18 protein-coding genes are annotated in these 17,641 nt (G+C 65.2%); 7 read left to right on the top strand and 11 right to left on the bottom strand.

Annotated elements, in window-relative coordinates:
* Positions 1-438: 438 nt before the first annotated feature.
* Both ACCQ06_RS03400 and ACCQ06_RS03395 read right to left on the bottom strand, forming a co-directional pair.
* Positions 439-1,761, bottom strand: a complete 1,323-nt coding sequence (locus ACCQ06_RS03400; protein ID WP_316690189.1) for an XVIPCD domain-containing protein — start codon at positions 1,759-1,761, stop codon at positions 439-441.
* Complete coding sequence (locus ACCQ06_RS03395; RefSeq protein WP_316690188.1) at positions 1,758-2,357, bottom strand: hypothetical protein; 600 nt, start codon at positions 2,355-2,357, stop codon at positions 1,758-1,760. The genes ACCQ06_RS03400 and ACCQ06_RS03395 overlap by 4 nt, the downstream gene beginning before the upstream one ends.
* A 296-nt stretch (positions 2,358-2,653) precedes the next feature.
* On the opposite strand from ACCQ06_RS03395, the gene ACCQ06_RS03390 reads away from it, so the two are divergent.
* The 5 genes from ACCQ06_RS03390 to ACCQ06_RS03370 all read left to right on the top strand — a co-directional run bounded on the left by ACCQ06_RS03390 (position 2,654) and on the right by ACCQ06_RS03370 (position 6,718).
* Positions 2,654-4,606, top strand: coding sequence for a SpoIIE family protein phosphatase (locus ACCQ06_RS03390; RefSeq protein ID WP_372365746.1), 1,953 nt, complete (start codon positions 2,654-2,656; stop codon positions 4,604-4,606).
* Positions 4,603-5,034: an ATP-binding protein gene (locus tag ACCQ06_RS03385; protein ID WP_228325056.1), complete on the top strand. Its 432-nt coding sequence runs from the start codon at positions 4,603-4,605 to the stop codon at positions 5,032-5,034. Before ACCQ06_RS03390 ends, ACCQ06_RS03385 begins: the two co-directional genes overlap by 4 nt.
* The gene (locus tag ACCQ06_RS03380; protein WP_104614427.1) at positions 5,031-5,450 is read left to right on the top strand and encodes an STAS domain-containing protein; all 420 of its coding nucleotides are present in this window, start codon (positions 5,031-5,033) and stop codon (positions 5,448-5,450) included. Before ACCQ06_RS03385 ends, ACCQ06_RS03380 begins: the two co-directional genes overlap by 4 nt.
* Positions 5,451-5,543: 93 nt before the next feature.
* Positions 5,544-6,167, top strand: coding sequence for an HAD hydrolase-like protein (locus ACCQ06_RS03375; RefSeq protein ID WP_228325055.1), 624 nt, complete (start codon positions 5,544-5,546; stop codon positions 6,165-6,167).
* 167 nt (positions 6,168-6,334) lie between these two features.
* On the top strand, positions 6,335-6,718 hold the full coding sequence (locus ACCQ06_RS03370) for a hypothetical protein (protein WP_349810193.1): 384 nt from the start codon (positions 6,335-6,337) through the stop codon (positions 6,716-6,718).
* A gap of 210 nt (positions 6,719-6,928) precedes the next feature.
* On the opposite strand, the gene ACCQ06_RS03365 is transcribed toward ACCQ06_RS03370, so the two are convergent.
* The 9 genes from ACCQ06_RS03365 to mdcA all read right to left on the bottom strand — a co-directional run bounded on the left by ACCQ06_RS03365 (position 6,929) and on the right by mdcA (position 15,496).
* Complete coding sequence (locus ACCQ06_RS03365) at positions 6,929-7,648, bottom strand: GntR family transcriptional regulator (RefSeq protein WP_228322991.1); 720 nt, start codon at positions 7,646-7,648, stop codon at positions 6,929-6,931.
* A 79-nt stretch (positions 7,649-7,727) separates the two neighbouring features.
* Positions 7,728-9,083 (bottom strand): SLC13 family permease, encoded by a 1,356-nt coding sequence (locus ACCQ06_RS03360; RefSeq protein ID WP_316690186.1) that lies wholly within the window; start codon positions 9,081-9,083, stop codon positions 7,728-7,730.
* An 87-nt stretch (positions 9,084-9,170) separates the two neighbouring features.
* Positions 9,171-10,091, bottom strand: coding sequence for a malonate decarboxylase subunit epsilon (gene mdcH / locus ACCQ06_RS03355; protein WP_316690185.1), 921 nt, complete (start codon positions 10,089-10,091; stop codon positions 9,171-9,173).
* Positions 10,092-10,275: 184 nt separating this feature from the next.
* Entirely contained in the window at positions 10,276-11,145 is an 870-nt protein-coding gene (mdcB, locus tag ACCQ06_RS03350; RefSeq protein WP_316690184.1) for a triphosphoribosyl-dephospho-CoA synthase MdcB, read from the bottom strand.
* A complete protein-coding gene (gene mdcG / locus ACCQ06_RS03345) occupies positions 11,142-11,783 on the bottom strand; it encodes a malonate decarboxylase holo-[acyl-carrier-protein] synthase (protein ID WP_316690182.1) in 642 nt (213 codons plus the stop codon). The genes mdcB and mdcG overlap by 4 nt, the downstream gene beginning before the upstream one ends.
* 2 nt (positions 11,784-11,785) lie before the next feature.
* Complete coding sequence (gene mdcE / locus ACCQ06_RS03340; protein ID WP_316690181.1) at positions 11,786-12,490, bottom strand: biotin-independent malonate decarboxylase subunit gamma; 705 nt, start codon at positions 12,488-12,490, stop codon at positions 11,786-11,788.
* Positions 12,481-13,383: a biotin-independent malonate decarboxylase subunit beta gene (locus tag ACCQ06_RS03335; RefSeq protein ID WP_316692486.1), complete on the bottom strand. Its 903-nt coding sequence runs from the start codon at positions 13,381-13,383 to the stop codon at positions 12,481-12,483. Before ACCQ06_RS03335 ends, mdcE begins: the two co-directional genes overlap by 10 nt.
* A 139-nt stretch (positions 13,384-13,522) precedes the next feature.
* Complete coding sequence (mdcC, locus tag ACCQ06_RS03330) at positions 13,523-13,840, bottom strand: malonate decarboxylase acyl carrier protein (protein ID WP_055853061.1); 318 nt, start codon at positions 13,838-13,840, stop codon at positions 13,523-13,525.
* 9 nt (positions 13,841-13,849) lie between these two features.
* Positions 13,850-15,496, bottom strand: a complete 1,647-nt coding sequence (gene mdcA / locus ACCQ06_RS03325) for a malonate decarboxylase subunit alpha (protein ID WP_316690180.1) — start codon at positions 15,494-15,496, stop codon at positions 13,850-13,852.
* Between the two features lie 188 nt (positions 15,497-15,684).
* On the opposite strand from mdcA, the gene ACCQ06_RS03320 reads away from it, so the two are divergent.
* Complete coding sequence (locus ACCQ06_RS03320; protein ID WP_316690179.1) at positions 15,685-16,227, top strand: PadR family transcriptional regulator; 543 nt, start codon at positions 15,685-15,687, stop codon at positions 16,225-16,227.
* Between the two features lie 621 nt (positions 16,228-16,848).
* Positions 16,849-17,637 carry a siderophore-interacting protein gene (locus ACCQ06_RS03315; RefSeq protein WP_316690178.1) on the top strand — a complete coding sequence of 263 codons (789 nt, stop codon included), beginning with the start codon at positions 16,849-16,851 and terminating at the stop codon, positions 17,635-17,637.
* Positions 17,638-17,641 lie beyond the last annotated feature (4 nt).

Raw genomic sequence — 17,641 nt, 5'->3', positions numbered from 1 at the left:
ATATCGCGCCAGATGGCGCCGTGCCTGATCCCCTGATTGCGATCCGCGTGGTGTGGCGTGACAGACGATTCAAGTCACGACCAGCGACACTGCGAAACGCTGGCGATTCAACCACCCGCGTTTCGATTGGTCGAGGTCGCTATAGCTCAGCTGTGATGTCGGAATATCTCCGGGCGCAAAGTGCTTGAATTTGCGAGTGCGCCCGATGTGCGAGAGAGTTTTGTTGTGCGCTTGCAGCAGAAAAGTGGTGTCTGGTTGCGCAAGACACAACAAACGCCGGGCAGGCCGGCGCGTATGCTGGAGCGTTATAGAACGTCGCGAGCGTTTTTCAGTGGGGTGCGTACACCGCACACCGATCGACGTACGTGCGTTGCACATGCGATAGCGACACCGACTGCGCCCGCCTGGCGGTGAGCGCAGGTGGTCTGTGAGCTGCACTCAGCTCATTGCACGCGCGCCCTGCTGTTGCTGCTGGGTCTGCGCCTGCTGCTGTTCCAATGCCACCGACTGCCGCGCAGCGTTGTCGGCCACGCGTTGGCTGCTCTGTTCGAGCGGCGTGTTCATGGCGGTCATGGTGTCCACACTCACGCGCAGCTGCGCCGGGTCGTCCGCGCGGCCCTGCACCGCAAACGTGCGCGCGGCATCCGGGCTCATCATCACCGCATCGATGCGCTGGCCGCCGGCCGCGTGCATTTCCGAAGCGAGCGAGCCAGACAACTGCGCACTCTGATGATCGGGGCTGCGCCCTGCACGTGCGTCCTGTAGATGCACGCCGCGTTGCGCATCCTGGAACAAGGGGTTGCCCACGTGCCCAGGTTGATCGATACGCAACGAGGTGTGGTCGTTGCCATGCTCGCGCGCATCGCGCTTGGCCGGCTCGCCTGGAGCGAGGGGGCCGCGGATGGCGTCGACCACATCCTGCCCAAGGCCTGGTGCACCACGCGTCAGGATGGTGGTACCGGTACGCAACCCGTTCACGTCGCTGCGGTATTCCTCAATCATCCGCGCGTTCTTTTCGGCGAGCGGACGTGCGTTGGGATCGGTGAGCGCGGAATGCTCTCCTAAAAAATTGCCAAGTTTGTGCGCACCCAACGAGGCCGTAGCTGCCATCAGCGGATCGTCGGGAATCAGGAAGTTGGCCTTGCTGTTGCTATAACCGCTCGCGCTCAAGGCGAGCATTTCAGTGGGCTTGGCATAAATGCGCACCTGACCGAAATGCGGTGAGGCCGCACTGACCGGGTCGGAGGCCATGACGTGATTGACCACGCTGTTGCCGCCTTCCGGGATGCGATAGCTCAGGCTGGCGGCACCGTACGCGTTGAAGGTTTCGCCCTTGAGGTCGTAATGGTGCGCGGAGATCTGTGCGAGTGCGCCGCCGAGCGAGTGACCGGTGACGGTGACTTGGGGTGTCCGCCCTTCTTCCTTGCCGATTTCCTTTGCGTAATCCAAGGCATGTTTGGTCAATGCCAATGCATCGGCAGCCTGCGGATTGGTCCGCGAGGTGACCATGGTCGCATCGGTGAGGATGTCATTGGCTGCACCCTCGGTACCGCGGTGCGCAACCACGATCTCGCCAGTGCCCTGGCGTTGATAGATCGTGCCCTGGTAGCCATTCGACTTGTTATTGACGTGTTCCAGAACAGCGTAGCGCTGCCCTTCGATCGTGACGATCTCTTCGTGTCCAGGGGCGCGACGGCCTACTGCACGATCCTTGTAGACGTCGTCGGAGAGACCGGCATATTGCGGAGACGGGATGGTCATGGCGCAACTTCCTTGGCGGCCAGCGTGATGGTGAAGAGCTTGTCGCGAATCTCTGGCTTGAATTCCTCGGCAGCGTGCTTGCCCATGTCCGGGAAGTTGCTCATTTCAGAGCGCGGATAACGCTCGCTCCAGTAATACTCCGTTGACGCCTGCTGCGCCGTCACCGTTTTGGCTTCGATAAACGACAGGAAGCGCGTCTCTTCTTCCGCGCCAGTCGCCTTGAGCATCACGCTGGCGCCGCTGAATTCCCAATGGCAGACGCCGCGACCGTAATAGTCTTCGTCCTGCATCAGGTCCAGATAGACGGTGCCGCGATATTCGGTATCGGACACCTTCTTCAGCGCGACGTCTTCCTGGCTGGTGATGCGGCCGGCGGTGCCGGTCTCCGGCTGGATCTTGCCGCACTCGGCTTCGTTGCTGACGTCGTACTGCGCCGCGGCCTGCACCAGGCCGAACGCGCCAGGCGCGTTGTTCAGGGTGAGCGTGACCTCGAACGCCTTGCGCGGACCGGGATTGACCTTGGCAAGGCCGCGGCCGCCCGCCTCGACGTTGGCTTCTGCAGCGGCCTCGGTGGCGGGGGATTGGGTCTGGGTCATGCTGGTCTCCGGGGCGGTACAGGCCGTAAGCAATAGGGCCAGCAGGCTTGGGGTCAGAATCTGGCGCAAGGCCGGCCTCCGTGGCAGTTGGGTAGCCAATCTAGTCCGCTTGCGTTCGGGGGGTCAATCGCGGCGGCGTGAGGATGAGGCCGCTGCCGGCGATTGTGGATGGGCGCAAAGCTGCCATGATCGCGCACAGCCATCGCCAGGGAGTGCGCGCCATCGTTACCCGCCCACCAGCGCCCGCGCCTCCCGCAGCAGCGGCCCCGCGCGTGCACTGGCGCAACAGCTTGCGGATGCGGGTGATGCTGGCGGCAACGGCGGTGCTGGTGGCGTTGCTGGCAGCCCTGGGGACGGTGTTCTACCTGGGCGCACGTGCGGAGTTGGTGGGCGCAGCGCGGACCGAGGTGGACGGGTTGACCGAGCAGACCGCGCGCAGCCTGGCGGCGACGCTGGATTCGGTGCAGGTGAGCGGGCGCACGCTGGCGGCGAGCAGTGGCGCGGTGGGATTGCAGCCGTTCAACCTGCGCGCGTTGTTGCTGGCTACGCTCAGTGGCGACCCGGATATCGGTGCGGCGCGGTTGATCATCGAGCCGCGAACGCAAAAAGCGGGCGATACGGGCTTTGTCTGGTACGTGCATCGCGACGGCACGCGCACCGTTGAAAAGTCGGTGAACGAGCTGGGCTACGACTATCGCGCGATGCCGTGGTACCTGCGCACGCAGCGCGAAGGCCGTGCGTGGTGGTCCGAGCCTTACCTCAACAGCAATGGCGGCAGTGCGCTGTACACCAGCTACAACCTGCCGCTGCGGCGGCCGGGCGATGCGCCCGACGCGGCGCCCGTGGGCATGGTGAGCGTGGATCTGCCGCTGCAGCATCTGCGCCAGATCATCGACCAATTGCCGCGCGATATCGGTATCCAGCCGATGCTGTTGTCGCCGGAAGGCCTGCTGGTGTTCAGCCCCGACCCGGCGCTCAACCTGCATCACACGCTGGACGCTTATGTGACGCGCTCGCGGCCGGATCTGCGGCCATTGCAGCGGGCCGTTGCGGCCGGCCAGCCGATTTCGTTCTCGCACACTGCGCCGGATGGCGAGCGCTTTCTGACCCATAGCGCGGCCGTGGGGCACAGTGGTTGGACATTTGTGCTGTCTGCTTCGGAAGGCTATGTGTTGTCTGGTCTGAATTGGCTGGCGGCATGGGTGGCCGCAGCCGCATTGGTGGGTGCATGCGTGTGGTGGTGGTTGATGGGGCGGATCACGCGCAAATTGACGCGGCCGATCGAGGAGTTGACCGACACCGCCGAGCATTTCCGCCGTGGCGAATTCGAATACCCGCTGCGGCACATCGAGCGCGATGACGAGGTGGGGGTGATGGCGCGCGCGTTCGACAGCGCACGCGATGCGATCCGTCACCATATCGCCGAGATTGGCGAGATGACCGCCGCGCGCGAACGCATGCAGAGCGAGCTGCAGATTGCGCGCGAGATCCAGCAGGCGATGCTGCCGTCCGGGCGCACCTTCGACCGTGCAAGTTCGCATCTGGAAACCTGCGCCTGGCTGGAGCCGGCCAAGGCGGTGGGCGGCGATTTCTACCACTTTGTCGAAACCGAACCCGGGCTGCTGTGGTTTGTGGTCGGCGATGTGTCCGACAAGGGCGTGCCGGCAGCGTTGTTCATGGCGCGTGCGGTGAGCGTGCTGGAGATCGCCGCGCGCCGGCACACGCGCCCGGACGGCATTCTGATCGCCGCCTCCACGCGGCTGGCCGAGAACAACGACACCTGCATGTTCGCCACCGTGCTGTGCGGCCTGATCAATGTGGTGAGCGGCGATTACTGGCTGGCCAGCGCCGGGCACGAGCCACCGCTGTTGATCGACATCGACGGCACGACGCATGCGCTGCCGCTGGAAACCGGCCCGCCGCTGGGGATCGAACCGCAGACCTCGTTCCCCGTGCTGCAGGGCCGGATGACCGCAGGGCAGACCTTGTTGGGGTACACCGACGGGGTGACCGAGGCGATGGACGAGCACGGCGCAAGTTATGGGCTGGAGCGGCTGCTGGCCACGCTGCACCCGCGCCGCAGTGCGGCGGCGCAGTGCAAGGCGGTGATTGCCAATATCGCCCGCTTCACCGGCAACGCCGATCCGTACGACGACATCACCCTGCTGGCGATCCGGCTGCGCCAGGAGCATGCTGGACGGGTCGCAGAGACCGGCCGGGGCGTTCCCGGAGAGGCAACCAGCCCATGAAGTTCGATCTGGCCATTGCACCGTCGCTGGCCCAGCTGGCCGGCGCCAACGACGCGCTGGAAGACTCGCTCACCCGTGAGGGCCTGCACGCCGAGCGCATCGGCCAGATCCGGCTGATCGTGGAGGAGCTGGGCTGCAATGCGCTCACACACGGGCAGTGCGCCGAACAGCCGCTGCGGTTGCAGCTGCAACTGGACCAACAGGCCCTGGTGCTGGAAATGCACGACCCCGGCAGCGCATTCGACCCGTGCGCTGCGCCCATGCCCGATGTGACAAGCGAGCTCGACGATCGCCAGATCGGCGGTTTAGGCTTGTTTCTGGTGCATCAGTTCGCCGATCACATCGACTACCGCCGCGATGGTGCATACAACATCGTGCGCGTCACCCTGCTCCACCCGTACGCCCCTGTCCCCGAGGCTTTGTCATGACCACGCTCGCCATCCAGATCGACCCGCCGCAAGACACCCGCCAACGCGTCATCCTGACCGGGCGGCTGGACACCCACACCTACCAGGACCTGGACACGGCGCTGTCGCCGTTGCTGGGCACCCGCATCACCACGCTGGTGCTGGACCTGTCCGCGCTGGAATACATTTCCAGCGCCGGCATCCGCTGCATCTTCAAGGCGCGCAAGGCGCTGGCCACGCACCATGGCAAGGTGCTGGTGACCAACCCGCAACCGCAGATCCGCAAGGTCTTCGACATGGTCAAGGCGGTGCCGCTGAGCGATGTGTTCGCCTCCACCGAAGAACTGGACGCCTACCTGGCCGCAATGCAGCGCAAGGTCATCGAACAAAGCGCGCAGGGCGATGCGCCCATCGTGTCGCATTTCGCCGAAGCGTAAGCCGCATCGCCTGCGCGCACACGTGGGGACGTGTGTGCGTGCGGCGTGCGTGCGCGCTTGCTTAGGCTATGACGCCCCATTCGCTGCGCCGCAATGCCTGCACTGATCATTTTCGATTTCGATGGCACCCTGGCCGATTCGTTCGGCTTCTTCTTGAGCACACAGCGCGCACTAGCCGCGCGGCATGGCTTCCGTGCGGCAGAAGCGCATGAAGTGGACGCCGCGCGACGGCTGACCACGCGCGAGCTGCTCAAACAATCGGGTCTGCCCGCCTGGCGGGTGCCGCTGGTCGCAGCCGACTTCATCCGCCTGATGCGCAACGCGCCACCGGCTGCGTTATTTCCCGGCATTGCACAGACTGTGAGCGCGCTGCATGCAGGTGGCACGCGCCTGGCGGTGGTGTCGTCAAACGCGGTGGACAACGTACAACGCGCCCTGGGCGAAGAACTGAGCGCCAAATTCGCCATCATCGAAGGCGGCGCGCATCTGCTGGGCAAACAACGCGCACTGCGCCGGGTCTTGCGCGCGACCTCACACACCCCAGCGCAGGCAGTCTATGTGGGCGACCAGGTCGCCGACTGGGAAGCGGCGCAGGTCCTCGGCCTGCCGTTTGCCGCCGTCGCCTGGGGCTACGCCCACCCGGACGTGTTTGCCGGGCTGGCCGGAACCTCGCTGATCGAACGGGTGGACGATTTGCTGGCGTTGGGGATGCGTTAGCGACGGCAAAGCGCAGCAGCGCTTCGGGCGCCTTCTCACACAGATGGGGACGTAGCACCTGCTTGCGCTGAACGGCGATCGGCACACTGGCACCTCCTTCCCCGGCCCAACTCTGGGCGCTCGCTGATATTGGTGTTTGCGTAGCGAGCAGGCGCTGTCCTCAGCCCTTGCTGTTGCTGTTGCTGTTGCTGTTGCTGTTGCTGTTGCTGTTGCTGTTGCTGTTGCTGTTGTTGTTGCTGTTGCTGTTGCTGTTGCTGTTGCTGTTGCTGTTGCTGTTGCTGTTGCTTCACCCACGTCGCCTTAAAGCAAGCCGAGCACCGCAGTCACGCGTGGCCGAAGAGGCGCCCTTGTTTGAGCGAAGCGAGTTTGGGCGCCGTGCCGCGCATGACGAGGAGCGCAGGGGACCGGCGCGACCGTATCGCGCCGGATTGCGTCAGGCGACAGCGGTTTTGGTGACTTTTGCCAAGACAAAAGTCACCCGCGCCCGGAGGGCGCGGAAGCCTTTGACTTCGCTGTGGCTTGAGCGCTGTGGCTTGAGCGCAGACGCTTGAAAGCTGTGCTTCAAATTCCTGCATGGTCTACAGGTGCACCTGTTGGAGATCACCGGCAACCGTACCCTCATCCGCCCTTCGGGCACCTTCTCCCGGAGGGAGAAGGATGAGCATGCAGCGAGCTTTTAGCCGTACTGCGCGTGGCACGGAGGGAAACGGTTGAACACTGCAACGTGCGCCGCATGACATCCGGAAACCACGCGCGAACGCCTATACCCCACCGGAACTCGGCAACGGCGCCGGCACGTTCAACATCCCGCCCGCCGCCACGTAGGCCGCCAGAGCCTGGCCCTGGCTCAACAGATGCCCGTGCATGGTCCGCTCCGCACCTTCTGCATCGCCGCGCCGCACGCAGTCCATCAACTGCCGATGCTCGGCCAGCGACTGCGCCATCCGTCCCGGCGTCAACAACTGCCGGCCGCGGTGCATCTTCAAGATGCGATGCAAATCGTGCGTCACCCGGATCAACCAAGGATTGCCTGCGTAATGCTGCACCGTTTCGTGGATCAGGTAATTGTTGCGGTAATACTCGGCCAGATCGCCGGAAGTGGCAGACGCTTCCATCGCCGCATGCAGCTCTTCCAGCCGCTGCACGCCGGCCGCATCCAGACGCTTGACCGCGTCATGCGCGCAGCGGCCTTCCAGCATCGCCATCACCGGGAACAGCTGGTTGAGATCTTCCAGCGTCAGCCGCGTGACTCGGCTGCCGCGGCCTGCATCCAGTTGTACCAGGCCTTCGGCCGCAAGCAGCTTGAGACTTTCGCGCAGCGGCGTGCGGCTGATGCCGAGTTCCTCGGCCAATGCCGGCTCGTCGATCCATTCGCCCGGCGGCAACGCGTAGTCGTAGATTTTCTGGCGCAGGCGCTCGGCCACTTCCTCGTAGAGCGGTACGCGCTTTTTGGCAGTGCGCGAATCAGGGGCGAGGGTCATGGCGGGCAGGTCGTCGGCAGTGGATCGGGGGCGCCCATTCTACGGGCGCGCCCGCCGACCCTGCCCAACAGCGCCATCCTCACAGCCAACCCGGCACCACGAACAGCAGCCACGCCGCCAGCGGCCCCAACAGCACCACCAGCCCGCTATAGACCAGAAAACGGCGGAACAGCCCATCGCGTTCTTCCTTGGCCGCCGAGGCCACCACCAGCGCGCCGTTGGTGGAAAACGGGCTGACATCCACGATGGTGGACGACACCGCCAACGCGCAGATCACCCCGGCCGCACCCAGCTGGCCCTGCATCAGGAACGGCACCGCCAGCGGAATGGTGGCGCCCAGCACGGCCGCCGACGACGCGAACGCAGACACGATGCCGCCCACGTAGCACACCAGCAACGCGCCCAGTAACGGCATGCCGATATGCGACACGCCGGTGCCGATGTAGTCCACCGCGCCGGCCTTTTCCAACACCGCGACATAGGTGACCACGCCGCTGATCAGCAGCACCGTGGACCAGCTGATGCCATCCACCGCGCCCTTTTGTGCATTGGGCGAGATCAATGCCAGCGCCACGGCGACGGTGATCGAGACCAGGCCGACGTTGAGGTTGTAGACCAGCGCCGCAACGCCCAGCCCCAGCAGGCCGACCAGCGTGATCACGCGATCGCGGGTGATGGACACGGCCTCCAGCGCCAGCGGGTCGGTGGACAAGGTGCCGCCGCCGGCCGCCACCAGTGCGCCATGGCCTTCGATGGAGAAGCGTCGCTGCGATGCTTGATCGCCACTGACCGGCACGTACTGCGCATCGGCCAGCGACACCTCCTGCCGACGCATCAGCTTGAGCCCGCCGAAGGCGCAGAAGCAGATGATCGCCATCATCAGGTTGAATCCCAGGCTGGTGAGAAACACCGCCATCTCGGTGACGTCCAGCCCGGCCTTTTCCACCACCTTGTTGGTGATGCCCCCATACACGCTGATCGGCGAAAACCCGCCGCCCTGCGCGCCATGGATGACCAGCAAGCCCATCATCAGCGGGTTGATGCGGTACTGCTTGGCAAAGCGCAACGCCACCGGGCCGATGATGGCCACCGCCGCCGGGCCCAGCGCACCGAAGGCGGTGAGCAGGCCGGTGATGATGAACATCACCCACGGGATCGCCACGATGTGCCCGCGTACCGCACGTACTGCCCAATGCACCAAGAGATCGATGGTGCCGTTTTTCTGCGCGATGGCGAACAGATAAGTGATGCCGACCAGGGTCAGGAACAGGTCGCCGGGAAAGCCGGCCAGTACCTCCTTGCCGTCCAGTCCCACCCACACGCCACCGACGATGAACGCCAGCGCGAAAGCCACCGCGCCCATGTTGATGGGCAATGCGGTGGCGACGATGAACATGATCACCAAGCCAAGAATCGTTGCAATTTGCGGGGTCATGCGCCCTCCCAGACACCTGATACGCGTACAGCACGGATGGCCACCCGCCATCCAAGGGTCACGCCGTGTACGACACCTGCCTGATGGTCATGCCGCGCGTTCGCACGCGGCGTTGACCCACTCCACCACCCCTTGGGTGCTGTGGAAATCGTCGACCGACCGCGCTTCGCAGCCCGGTACGATCTCGCGCGCCATGCGCGCCAATGCGCTGCCGGGGCCGAGTTCGAGAAATACACGCGCACCGCGTTCGGCGGCCTGCACCAGCAGGTCGTGCCAGCGCACGGTCTGCGCGATCTGTGCAGCCAGGCTGTCGATCACCTGCGGCGGCGTGGCGACGGCACGTGCGTCGATGCCGGCAAGCACGCGCAGCGTGGGGGCGCGAATGGCCACCGTGTTCAACGCGGCGGCGAAGGCATCGGCGGCCGCGCGCAGCCACGGCGTATGCGCAGGCACGCTGACCGGCAGCAGGGTGACGCGTGCGCCGCGCGATTGCGCGTCATCGCCAAGCCGCGCCAATGCCGTGCGCGGCCCACCAAGCACGGCATGGTCGTCGCCGTTGATGATGGCCACTGCTGCACCATGCGTGTTGCAGAGCGATTCCAGCGTGGGCAGCGGTAGGCCGATCACCGCTATCAACCCGGCATCCTCGGGGCTGGCCGCATCCATCGCGCGCGCACGGGTGGTCGCAAGGTGCAGGCAGGTCTGGATGTCGATGCTGCCGGCCACCGCGTGCGCGGCCAGCTCGCCGACGCTATACCCCAGCACCAGCAGCGGCGTCGGCAGATGCTCGCGCAGCACCTGCCATTGCGCCAAGGTGCCTGCGCAGACCAGCGGCTGGGCGACGGCATTGGCGTAGCGGCCAGCATCTGCGGCGAGGGTTTGCGGAGCGGCGCCAAGCACCTGGCCGGCTGCCGCGAGCACCGCTGCCGCAGCGGGCGCATCGGCAATGCGGGCGAACATGTCGGCGTGCTGGCCGCCTTGGCCTGGGCAGAGGATGGTCAGGGTCATGGCGTTGGCCGCGTGCATGCGCTGGCGCGACTGCTGCAGGAACTGTACGTCTGCGCGCTATGGGCAACGTGTCCTGGTGCAGCGTGCAATACCGCAGCCGCTGCTGTGCGAAGTGAGGCACAGATGCGTTGCGTGCACGCGCAACGTGCTTCTGCAGCCACAGTGACACTGGGCGCGCGCCTGCTCACAACGTCTCCTGGCAATGCAGGAACCACGCACACGCCAGCAGGTCCGCGCTTCCGCCGGGACTGAGCCGACGCGCCACGAATTGTTTGCCGATCGACGACAGCCGATCGCGCCAGTGGGGTTGCGCAATACCGCCGTCATCGAGAAAGCGCCGCGCCTGCGCTTTGGCATACGCCAGACCGTCTGAGCCGCCACGATGCAGCAGATTGAGATCGTCGACATGCGCGACCAGTTGCATCAAGGTCTGCGCGAGTGCAGCGTCCTGCGTGGCGCCAGTGCCCAACGCGACGCGCAGGCTCGGCAGCGCGATCTCGCGCAGTAGCGGGTAGCCGGCTGCGGCCTGCTCGCGAACGCCAGCCACCTTGTACTGCGCGCGCATGCGCTGGCCGTTGCTGCTTGGGTCCAGCGGCGCAGCGCGCAACGCCGCGCCCCACACTTGCACCCCGTTGCAGACCGCGTCGGCAGATGGCCGCTGGCCGTGCGCGGCGCGCAGACGTGCGGCCTGTGCGGTGAGCAGACCAAGGCTGAAGATCGCACCCCGGTGGGTATTGATGCCGCCGGTGGCGCGCAGCATGGCCGCCTCGGCCGCGATGCCCAGATCGCGCAGCCGTGCAAAGGGCGCGTTGTCGCTGCCGGCCTGCGCGATGGCGATAAAATAGCCGCGCAATGCGAACAAACTGCGCAAGAACGTGGAGGCATCCATGTCGCTGTGGCTACCGCTGTCGAACGGCGTCACCAGCCCGGGCTTGGGCGCGCAGGCCAGCTCCGCATGGAGCGCGCCAACGGCGAGCCGGCCGAGCCGGTGCGCAACGTCGCGCGGCACTGCGGGCACATCCACATGATGCAGGTGTTGGACCTGCGCGCTCATGCCGCGCTCCTTAACTGAAACAACGCAGCGCGCGGCAACAAGCAGCAGCCGTTGCCGGATTTCACCAGCACGTGCTGCGCGTCACTGGCGTACTCGCGCCAATTCACCGCGATGTCGTTGGGCAGCAGCAACTCGCCATCGGCACGCATGCCGTGGCGCCGCTCCCAGCGCTGCAACAAGGCAACCACTGTTTGTGCCTGCTCGGGCGTATCAATGGACCACAGCAGATCCAGATCCGATTGCGCGTGCACATAGGTCAAGCCCGTCAACGCTTGCCACGCGAAGCTACCGAACACGCGCGGCTGCAGTGCATCAGCCTGCGCGTGCGCGCGCAATACCTGCAGCGCGGGCTGCAACTCGCCGGGTGCGTGCGCGATGACGGCATCCAACGACAGTGGCTCACTGCAGCGTGCGATTTCCACGACATCGGCATGCAATGCCAGACGCTGCTTGCATTCGCCGGGCGGCAACGGCACACCCAGGCGCACGCTGCCCGGCGCCTCGCTGCCGTCGCCACGCGCCACCACTGCCGGCAAGCCGGCGGCAAACCACTGCTGCAAGCGTGGCTGCGCACCTGGCGTGTGCGCCTGCCATTGCGCATCGTCGCGTAACCACACCAGGGCGTGGCGGCCGGCCATTCTCAGGCCTCGCCCGCTGCCACGGCGGCAGCAACATCGCGCGCCAGCGTGCGGCCGCCGCATTGCGCGCCGAGTGCGCGACGCTGGTCGCCATCGACGGGCGCGGCCAATGCATCGAGCAGCGCCTGCGCCAGATCGCCGTCCCACAGCGATTCCACCGCGCCCATGCGCACATAGTTTTCCACGCCCGGCGCAAATACCGGCGAACTTTTGCTGAGCGCCTGCAAGGTGTCCACCGATTGCTTGGTGACACGGGCCATGGCACGCAGATCCATCACGCGCACCTGCGCATCCGGCAATGCATGGATGCGGTCGGCCATCAAGCCGAACGACAGAAATCCGCCGCTCACCGCTTCGCCATACACCAGTGTGACCAGCCGCGCGCCGCGCCTGCGCGCCAGATCCAGCGCACGCGCCAGATGCGCGAAGTAGCCATTGATGCCGAGCAATTCATCGCGACGTGCCAGGCGTTGCCCGGCGGTGTCGGCCAGCATCACGATCGGCCGCTGCGGATGCGCGCGGGTGCTGGCCAGCACAGTGGCGGCCAGGGCCAACGCGTGGTCCACGCCCACTTCCAGCTTGTTAGCGGTGCCGATCACCGTGACCTCGCCTGAGGCCGTGGTCGCGCTGCCGGTGAGCACATCATCATTGCGCGCGATGGCGTGGCCGAGCGGAAACAGCTGGTCGAGCAGTTGGCTCAGCTCCATGGTGTGCTCCGATCTGCAGTGGCCGCGAGGAAGGCGTCGGTGTCCAGCAGCGGCAGCCGCTGCGGATCGGCGATGCCTTGCCGCGCCCAGATGTCCAGACCGTCGCGGCAATCGCCATAGGCCTCGATGCGCGCAGACAGTTGCTGATGCGCCTGCTCCAGGGCCTGCAGCGCGGCATCGCTTTCGGGTTCGACAAGTGTGTCCAGCGTGACGGCCGCTGCATCGGCAAACGCGGCGGTGCGGTCGGCCACAAAAGTCTGCGCGTCGCCCAGCAGATAGCGGTGTTTGCCGCCGGTCACGCGCCAGACCAGAGCGCGGTCGCGGGCGTCGAACTCTTCCACCCCGCGTACGGTTTCGATCACGTCCGGACCGGACAACGACAAGCGGCCTTCTTCGGACATGATCACCGCGCTGCAGCAGCGCGCCACGATGCCCATGCCGCCGAATGCGCCATTGCCGCTACCGATCAACGCCAACACCGGCACGCCGGACGCGCGCGTATCCAGCGTGGCACGCATGACTTCGGAAATGGCGATCAGGCCGGCATTGGCTTCGTGCAAGCGCACGCCGCCAGTGTCGAGCAATAACAGCACTGCTGCCGGATGCGTGGCTGCCGCGCGCTCGAGCAAACCGGTGAGCTTGGCACCGTGCACTTCACCCACGCCGCCACCCATAAAGGCGCCCTGCTGGGCAGCGATCAACACGCTGCGGCCACGCAACGTACCCTCGCCCACAACGATGCCGTCGTCGAAGGCGCCCGGCACGTCGAGCTGCGCCAGATGCGGGCTGGCCAGGCGCCGGCGCGGGCCGACGAATTCGCGGAAGCTGCCGGCGTCCAGCAGCCCGTCGATACGCTCGCGGGCATCGGCTTCGTAATAGCTGCGCTCGGCCATGGGAATGGTGGTGCTCATGCGCGCCTCCGGATTTGTGCTGTAGGAGCGCACCTGGGCGCGACCGCGGCGTTACCGGGAACACCCGTCGCGCCCGGGTGCGCTCCTACGCAGGTGTCTGTGTCTGTGCGATGCAAAAGGCTCATGCCGCATCTCCTTGCAGGACATCGATCGCCTGTTCCAGACGCAGACTCACCACTGCCGGCGTTGCGCCAACATCGTTAATGCTGATGCGCACATCGCGCAGCGGGTGGCGCGCGGCGAAGTCGCCCAGCACCGCCTGCCAGATCGTGCCGAAGCCGCGGGCCGCGGTGAGGATCTCGATTTCCATAGCGCCGTCGAGCGGCACGCGCTCGACCAGCACTTCCAGGTTGCCGGAGGCGACCACGCCGACCAGCGCATGCTCCAGACCGGTACGCGCACCGTGCTGGCCGTCAAAGCGATATCGCAGGGTTTCCATGCTGAGCCCTTACCAATTGCGGAAACGTTTCGGCGGGTCGTACAACCCACCGGACCAACGCACCAAGTCCTTGACCGTGCGTGCGGCAAGCAGATCGCGCGTGGCATTGCGCGGACGGATGCCCAGATCTTCCGGCCGCTTGATCACCCCGCGATCGCGCAGGTTTTCCACCATGCGTTTGTCACGTCCGAGACCCACGGCGGTGTAACCGGACACGCCGCGAATCGCCTGCTCGCGCTCTTCCGGCGTGCGGCACAACAACAGATTGGCGATGCCTTCTTCGGTCAGCACATGGCTGACGTCATCGCCGTAAATCATCACCGGCGGCAGCGGCATGTTGGCGCGCTCGGCCAGTTCCCAGGCATCGAGCTTGTCGACGAACGCCGGCGCCATATGCTCGCGGAAGGTTTCCACCATCTGCACCACCAGCTTGCGCCCGCGCGGCATCTCACCCGGTCGTGCGGCTTCGTGTCCTGCCTTGAGCCAGGCAGCGCTGGCATGGCGGCGGCCGCGAGCATCCGAGCCCATGTTGGGCGCGCCACCAAAGCCGGCGATGCGGTCGCGCGTGGCGGTGGAGCTATTGCCCTGCAAATCGATCTGCAGGGTGGAGCCGATAAACATGTCGCAGGCGTATAAACCGGCGGTCTGCGACAGCGCGCGGTTGGACCGCATGCTGCCGTCGGCGCCGGTGAAGAACACATCCGGGCGCGCGGCGATGTAGTTTTCCATACCCAGCTCGGAGCCGAACGAATGCACCGACTGCACAAAGCCCGATTCGATCGCCGGGATCAGCGCCGGATGCGGATTCAGCGCCCAATGCCGGCAGATCTTGCCTTTCAATCCCAGCGATTCGGCGTAGGTGGGCAACAGCAATTCGATGGCGGCGGTGTCGAAGCCGATGCCGTGATTGAGCCGGTCCACACCGTACTCGGCGTAGATGCCCTTGATCGCCATCATCGCCATCAACACCTGGATCTCGGAGATCAACGCCGGGTCGCGGGTAAATAAGGGTTCGATGTAGTTGGGCTTGGGTGCCTCGGTCACGAAGTCCACCCAATCGGCCGGAATATCCACGCGCGGCAAGGTGTCGAGGATTTCGTTGACCTGCGCGATCACGATGCCGCCCTTGAACGCGGTGGCCTCCACAATCACCGGCGTATCTTCGGTGTTGGGGCCGGTGTAGAGATTGCCGTGGCGGTCGGCGGCCTGCGCGGTGATCAACGCGATGCGCGGAGTGAGGTCGATGAAATAGCGGCCGAACAATTCCAGATAGGTGTGGATGGCGCCGATCTCGATGCGGCCTTCGCTCACCAAACCAGCCAGACGCGCGGCCTGCGGGCCGGAGAACGAAAAATCCAGACGTTTGGCGATGCCGCGCTCGAACACATCCAGGTGCGAGGCCAGCGACAGCACCGACTGCACCATGTGCAGGTCGTGCACGCGCGCGGGGTCCACCTCGGTGAGGCAGCGCGCCAGGAAATCGGCCTGCTTTTGATTGTTGCCCTCCAGACACACGCGGTCGCCGGGCTCGATCACCGCCTCCAGCAGCGCCACCACATCGGTGGCGGCCACCACGCGGCCCTGCGGCGCCAGCGCGGCGGCACGCTGCAAGCGCCTGCGCCGGCCTTCGGCCTGGGTGTCCCACTGTCGACTCATCGCATTGCCTCACCGGGTCGAGCCCGTAATGTCGAAGTAATTACATCGTAATTATGGAAAGAGGTGCTGTCTAGACGCATTGCAGCATCGGTGGATGACGTGGCGACGGACGGTCAGCAATGCGACAGCCAAGTGCTTGCGGCCGCCCGCACTTCGATATATCGTTTTTGCATGCTTCGATATATCGAATGAAACCGAACACCCGCCATCATGCGGTCTTGGCCGATCTGGATGCAGCCGACGGCAACGTCTCCGGGCGCGGCAGTGCGCGCATCCGGCCGCTGGGGCATGGCGATCTGCGCCTGCTGGTGCTGGCCTTGATCGAACAGCACCCACGCCACGGCTACGAGTTGATGCGGCAGATCACCGCGCTGTTCAAAGGCCTGTACACGCCCAGCGCCGGCGCGATCTACCCGGCGCTGGCGCAGCTGGAAGCCGACGGCTGGGTGCAGACCGATCTGGAACAGGGCCGCAAGCAGTATCGGATCACCGACGCCGGCCGCAGCTACGCCGGCGATCAGCGCGACGCCCTGGATGCCGCACTGGCGCGCACCCATCGCCGCGCACGCGAGCTGATCAAGGCGCAGACACCGCCACCCATCCGCGAGGCAATCCACCGCATCAAGCACGGCTTGTTTGCACGCCACGGCCAATGGAGCGAAGCAGACATTGAACGGATTGCCGCACTGCTCAACGCCGCCGCCGACGGCATGGAGCAGGACGAGCACTGAGGGGTGTTGCAGCGTCGACGACAGCCGTTGGCCGTTGTTGCGTTGTTGCGTTGTTGCGTTGTTGCGTTGTTGCGTTGTTGCGTTGTTGCGACAGCGAGTCTGCTGGCCGGTTCTGTTGATCGGTCGTTCTGTTGAGTTGATTGGCTGCTCTGTTGATCGGAAGTTCCGTTGGGTGTTCGTTCCGTCGCCCGATGTTGCGAGCGTTGCTAAAGCCCCTCTCCCCTCGGGAGAGGGGTTGGAGTGAGGGTACGGCGCGAAGCTTCACGAACATTCCAACCACACAAACATGTCGCTCAACCTCCTCCACCCACAACTACGCGTCACTTGTTCCACCTGCAGGAAGAAACACCTCGAAGCGGGAAGAAAAACAGCGGTGTCTTGGCACTCAGCAAGTTTTAGAGCCGTAAAAACCAGCAACCAATCGTCAACTAGACATGGACAGCGCACCCAGAACCAGAGCCTACGAGGAGCACATACCACACCGAGCACCTGCGGCGCCCGCCTGGCACTGAGCACAGCCGTCTTGTTAGCCACTCCTAACTATCCATCGTGTCACCGCCGTACCTGCTCCCCCCCCCACGCCGCGCCTCTGTGCGCGACACCATCAGGAATCGCACCCCCATGGCTGCACACACCAATACCCAACTTCGTCGCGACTCGCGCCTGCGCTCCGTGCACGTGGTCCGTTGCGAATCGATCACTCCGCAGATGCGCCGCATTGTCTTTGGCGGCAGCGAACTGGCCGGCTTTCAAAGCGAAGCGCCGGACGACCACGTCAAACTGTTTTTCCCCAATGCCGATGGCGCCTTCGTGCTGCCGACCATGACCCCGGAAGGACCGCGTTACGCCGAAGGCGCATTGCCCTCCCCCGGCCGCGATTACACCCCGCGCGCGTTCGACCCGCAGAGCAGCGAGCTGAGTATCGATTTCGTGCTGCATGGCGACGGCGTGGCATCCAGTTGGGCCGCACAGGCGCAGCCCGGAAATGCGCTGAAGATCGGCGGCCCACGCGGCTCGTTTCTGGTGGCCGACGACTTCGACCATTACGTGCTGATCGGCGATGAAACCGCGCTGCCCGCGATCAGTCGCTGGCTGGAGTCGATGCCGGCCGACATGCAGGCAGAAGTCTTTATCGAAGTGGCCGATGCAGACGAGCGGCAGGAGTTGATCAGCGCCGCCGATGTCGCTGTGTATTGGCTGGAGCGCAATGGCTTCGCTGCGGCCAGCAGTACCTTGCTGGAAGACAGCCTGCGCGATTACGAGCCGCACGACGGCGACACGTTTTACTGGATCGGCGCCGAATCGATGCGCGCACGGGCCATGCGCAAGTTTGTGGAAGAGCACATGGGCGTGGACAAGGAGTGGATCCGCGCGAAGGGGTATTGGAAAGCGGATCCGGCCGGGGAGTGAGGCC

Source organism: Xanthomonas sp. NCPPB 4467, from assembly GCF_041475665.2.
GTDB classification, from domain to species: Bacteria; Pseudomonadota; Gammaproteobacteria; order Xanthomonadales; family Xanthomonadaceae; genus Xanthomonas; species Xanthomonas dyei.
This window is presented reverse-complemented; position numbering and strand designations above follow the sequence as displayed.

Bases quoted from the DNA above. Each gene is read 5' to 3' on its own strand.
- ACCQ06_RS03315 (WP_316690178.1), top strand. From the start codon at position 16,849: ATGGCTGCACACACCAATACCCAACTTCGTCGCGACTCGCGCCTGCGC.
- mdcH (WP_316690185.1), bottom strand. From the start codon at position 10,091: ATGACCCTGACCATCCTCTGCCCAGGCCAAGGCGGCCAGCACGCCGAC.
- ACCQ06_RS03360 (WP_316690186.1), bottom strand. From the start codon at position 9,083: ATGACCCCGCAAATTGCAACGATTCTTGGCTTGGTGATCATGTTCATC.
- ACCQ06_RS03375 (WP_228325055.1), top strand. From the start codon at position 5,544: ATGCCTGCACTGATCATTTTCGATTTCGATGGCACCCTGGCCGATTCG.
- ACCQ06_RS03395 (WP_316690188.1), bottom strand. From the start codon at position 2,357: ATGACCCAGACCCAATCCCCCGCCACCGAGGCCGCTGCAGAAGCCAAC.
- mdcB (WP_316690184.1), bottom strand. From the start codon at position 11,145: ATGAGCGCGCAGGTCCAACACCTGCATCATGTGGATGTGCCCGCAGTG.
- ACCQ06_RS03365 (WP_228322991.1), bottom strand. From the start codon at position 7,648: ATGACCCTCGCCCCTGATTCGCGCACTGCCAAAAAGCGCGTACCGCTC.
- mdcA (WP_316690180.1), bottom strand. From the start codon at position 15,496: ATGAGTCGACAGTGGGACACCCAGGCCGAAGGCCGGCGCAGGCGCTTG.
- ACCQ06_RS03320 (WP_316690179.1), top strand. From the start codon at position 15,685: ATGAAACCGAACACCCGCCATCATGCGGTCTTGGCCGATCTGGATGCA.
- mdcE (WP_316690181.1), bottom strand. From the start codon at position 12,490: ATGGAGCTGAGCCAACTGCTCGACCAGCTGTTTCCGCTCGGCCACGCC.
- ACCQ06_RS03390 (WP_372365746.1), top strand. From the start codon at position 2,654: ATGCGGGTGATGCTGGCGGCAACGGCGGTGCTGGTGGCGTTGCTGGCA.
- ACCQ06_RS03400 (WP_316690189.1), bottom strand. From the start codon at position 1,761: ATGACCATCCCGTCTCCGCAATATGCCGGTCTCTCCGACGACGTCTAC.
- mdcC (WP_055853061.1), bottom strand. From the start codon at position 13,840: ATGGAAACCCTGCGATATCGCTTTGACGGCCAGCACGGTGCGCGTACC.
- mdcG (WP_316690182.1), bottom strand. From the start codon at position 11,783: ATGGCCGGCCGCCACGCCCTGGTGTGGTTACGCGACGATGCGCAATGG.
- ACCQ06_RS03380 (WP_104614427.1), top strand. From the start codon at position 5,031: ATGACCACGCTCGCCATCCAGATCGACCCGCCGCAAGACACCCGCCAA.
- ACCQ06_RS03385 (WP_228325056.1), top strand. From the start codon at position 4,603: ATGAAGTTCGATCTGGCCATTGCACCGTCGCTGGCCCAGCTGGCCGGC.
- ACCQ06_RS03335 (WP_316692486.1), bottom strand. From the start codon at position 13,383: ATGGCCGAGCGCAGCTATTACGAAGCCGATGCCCGCGAGCGTATCGAC.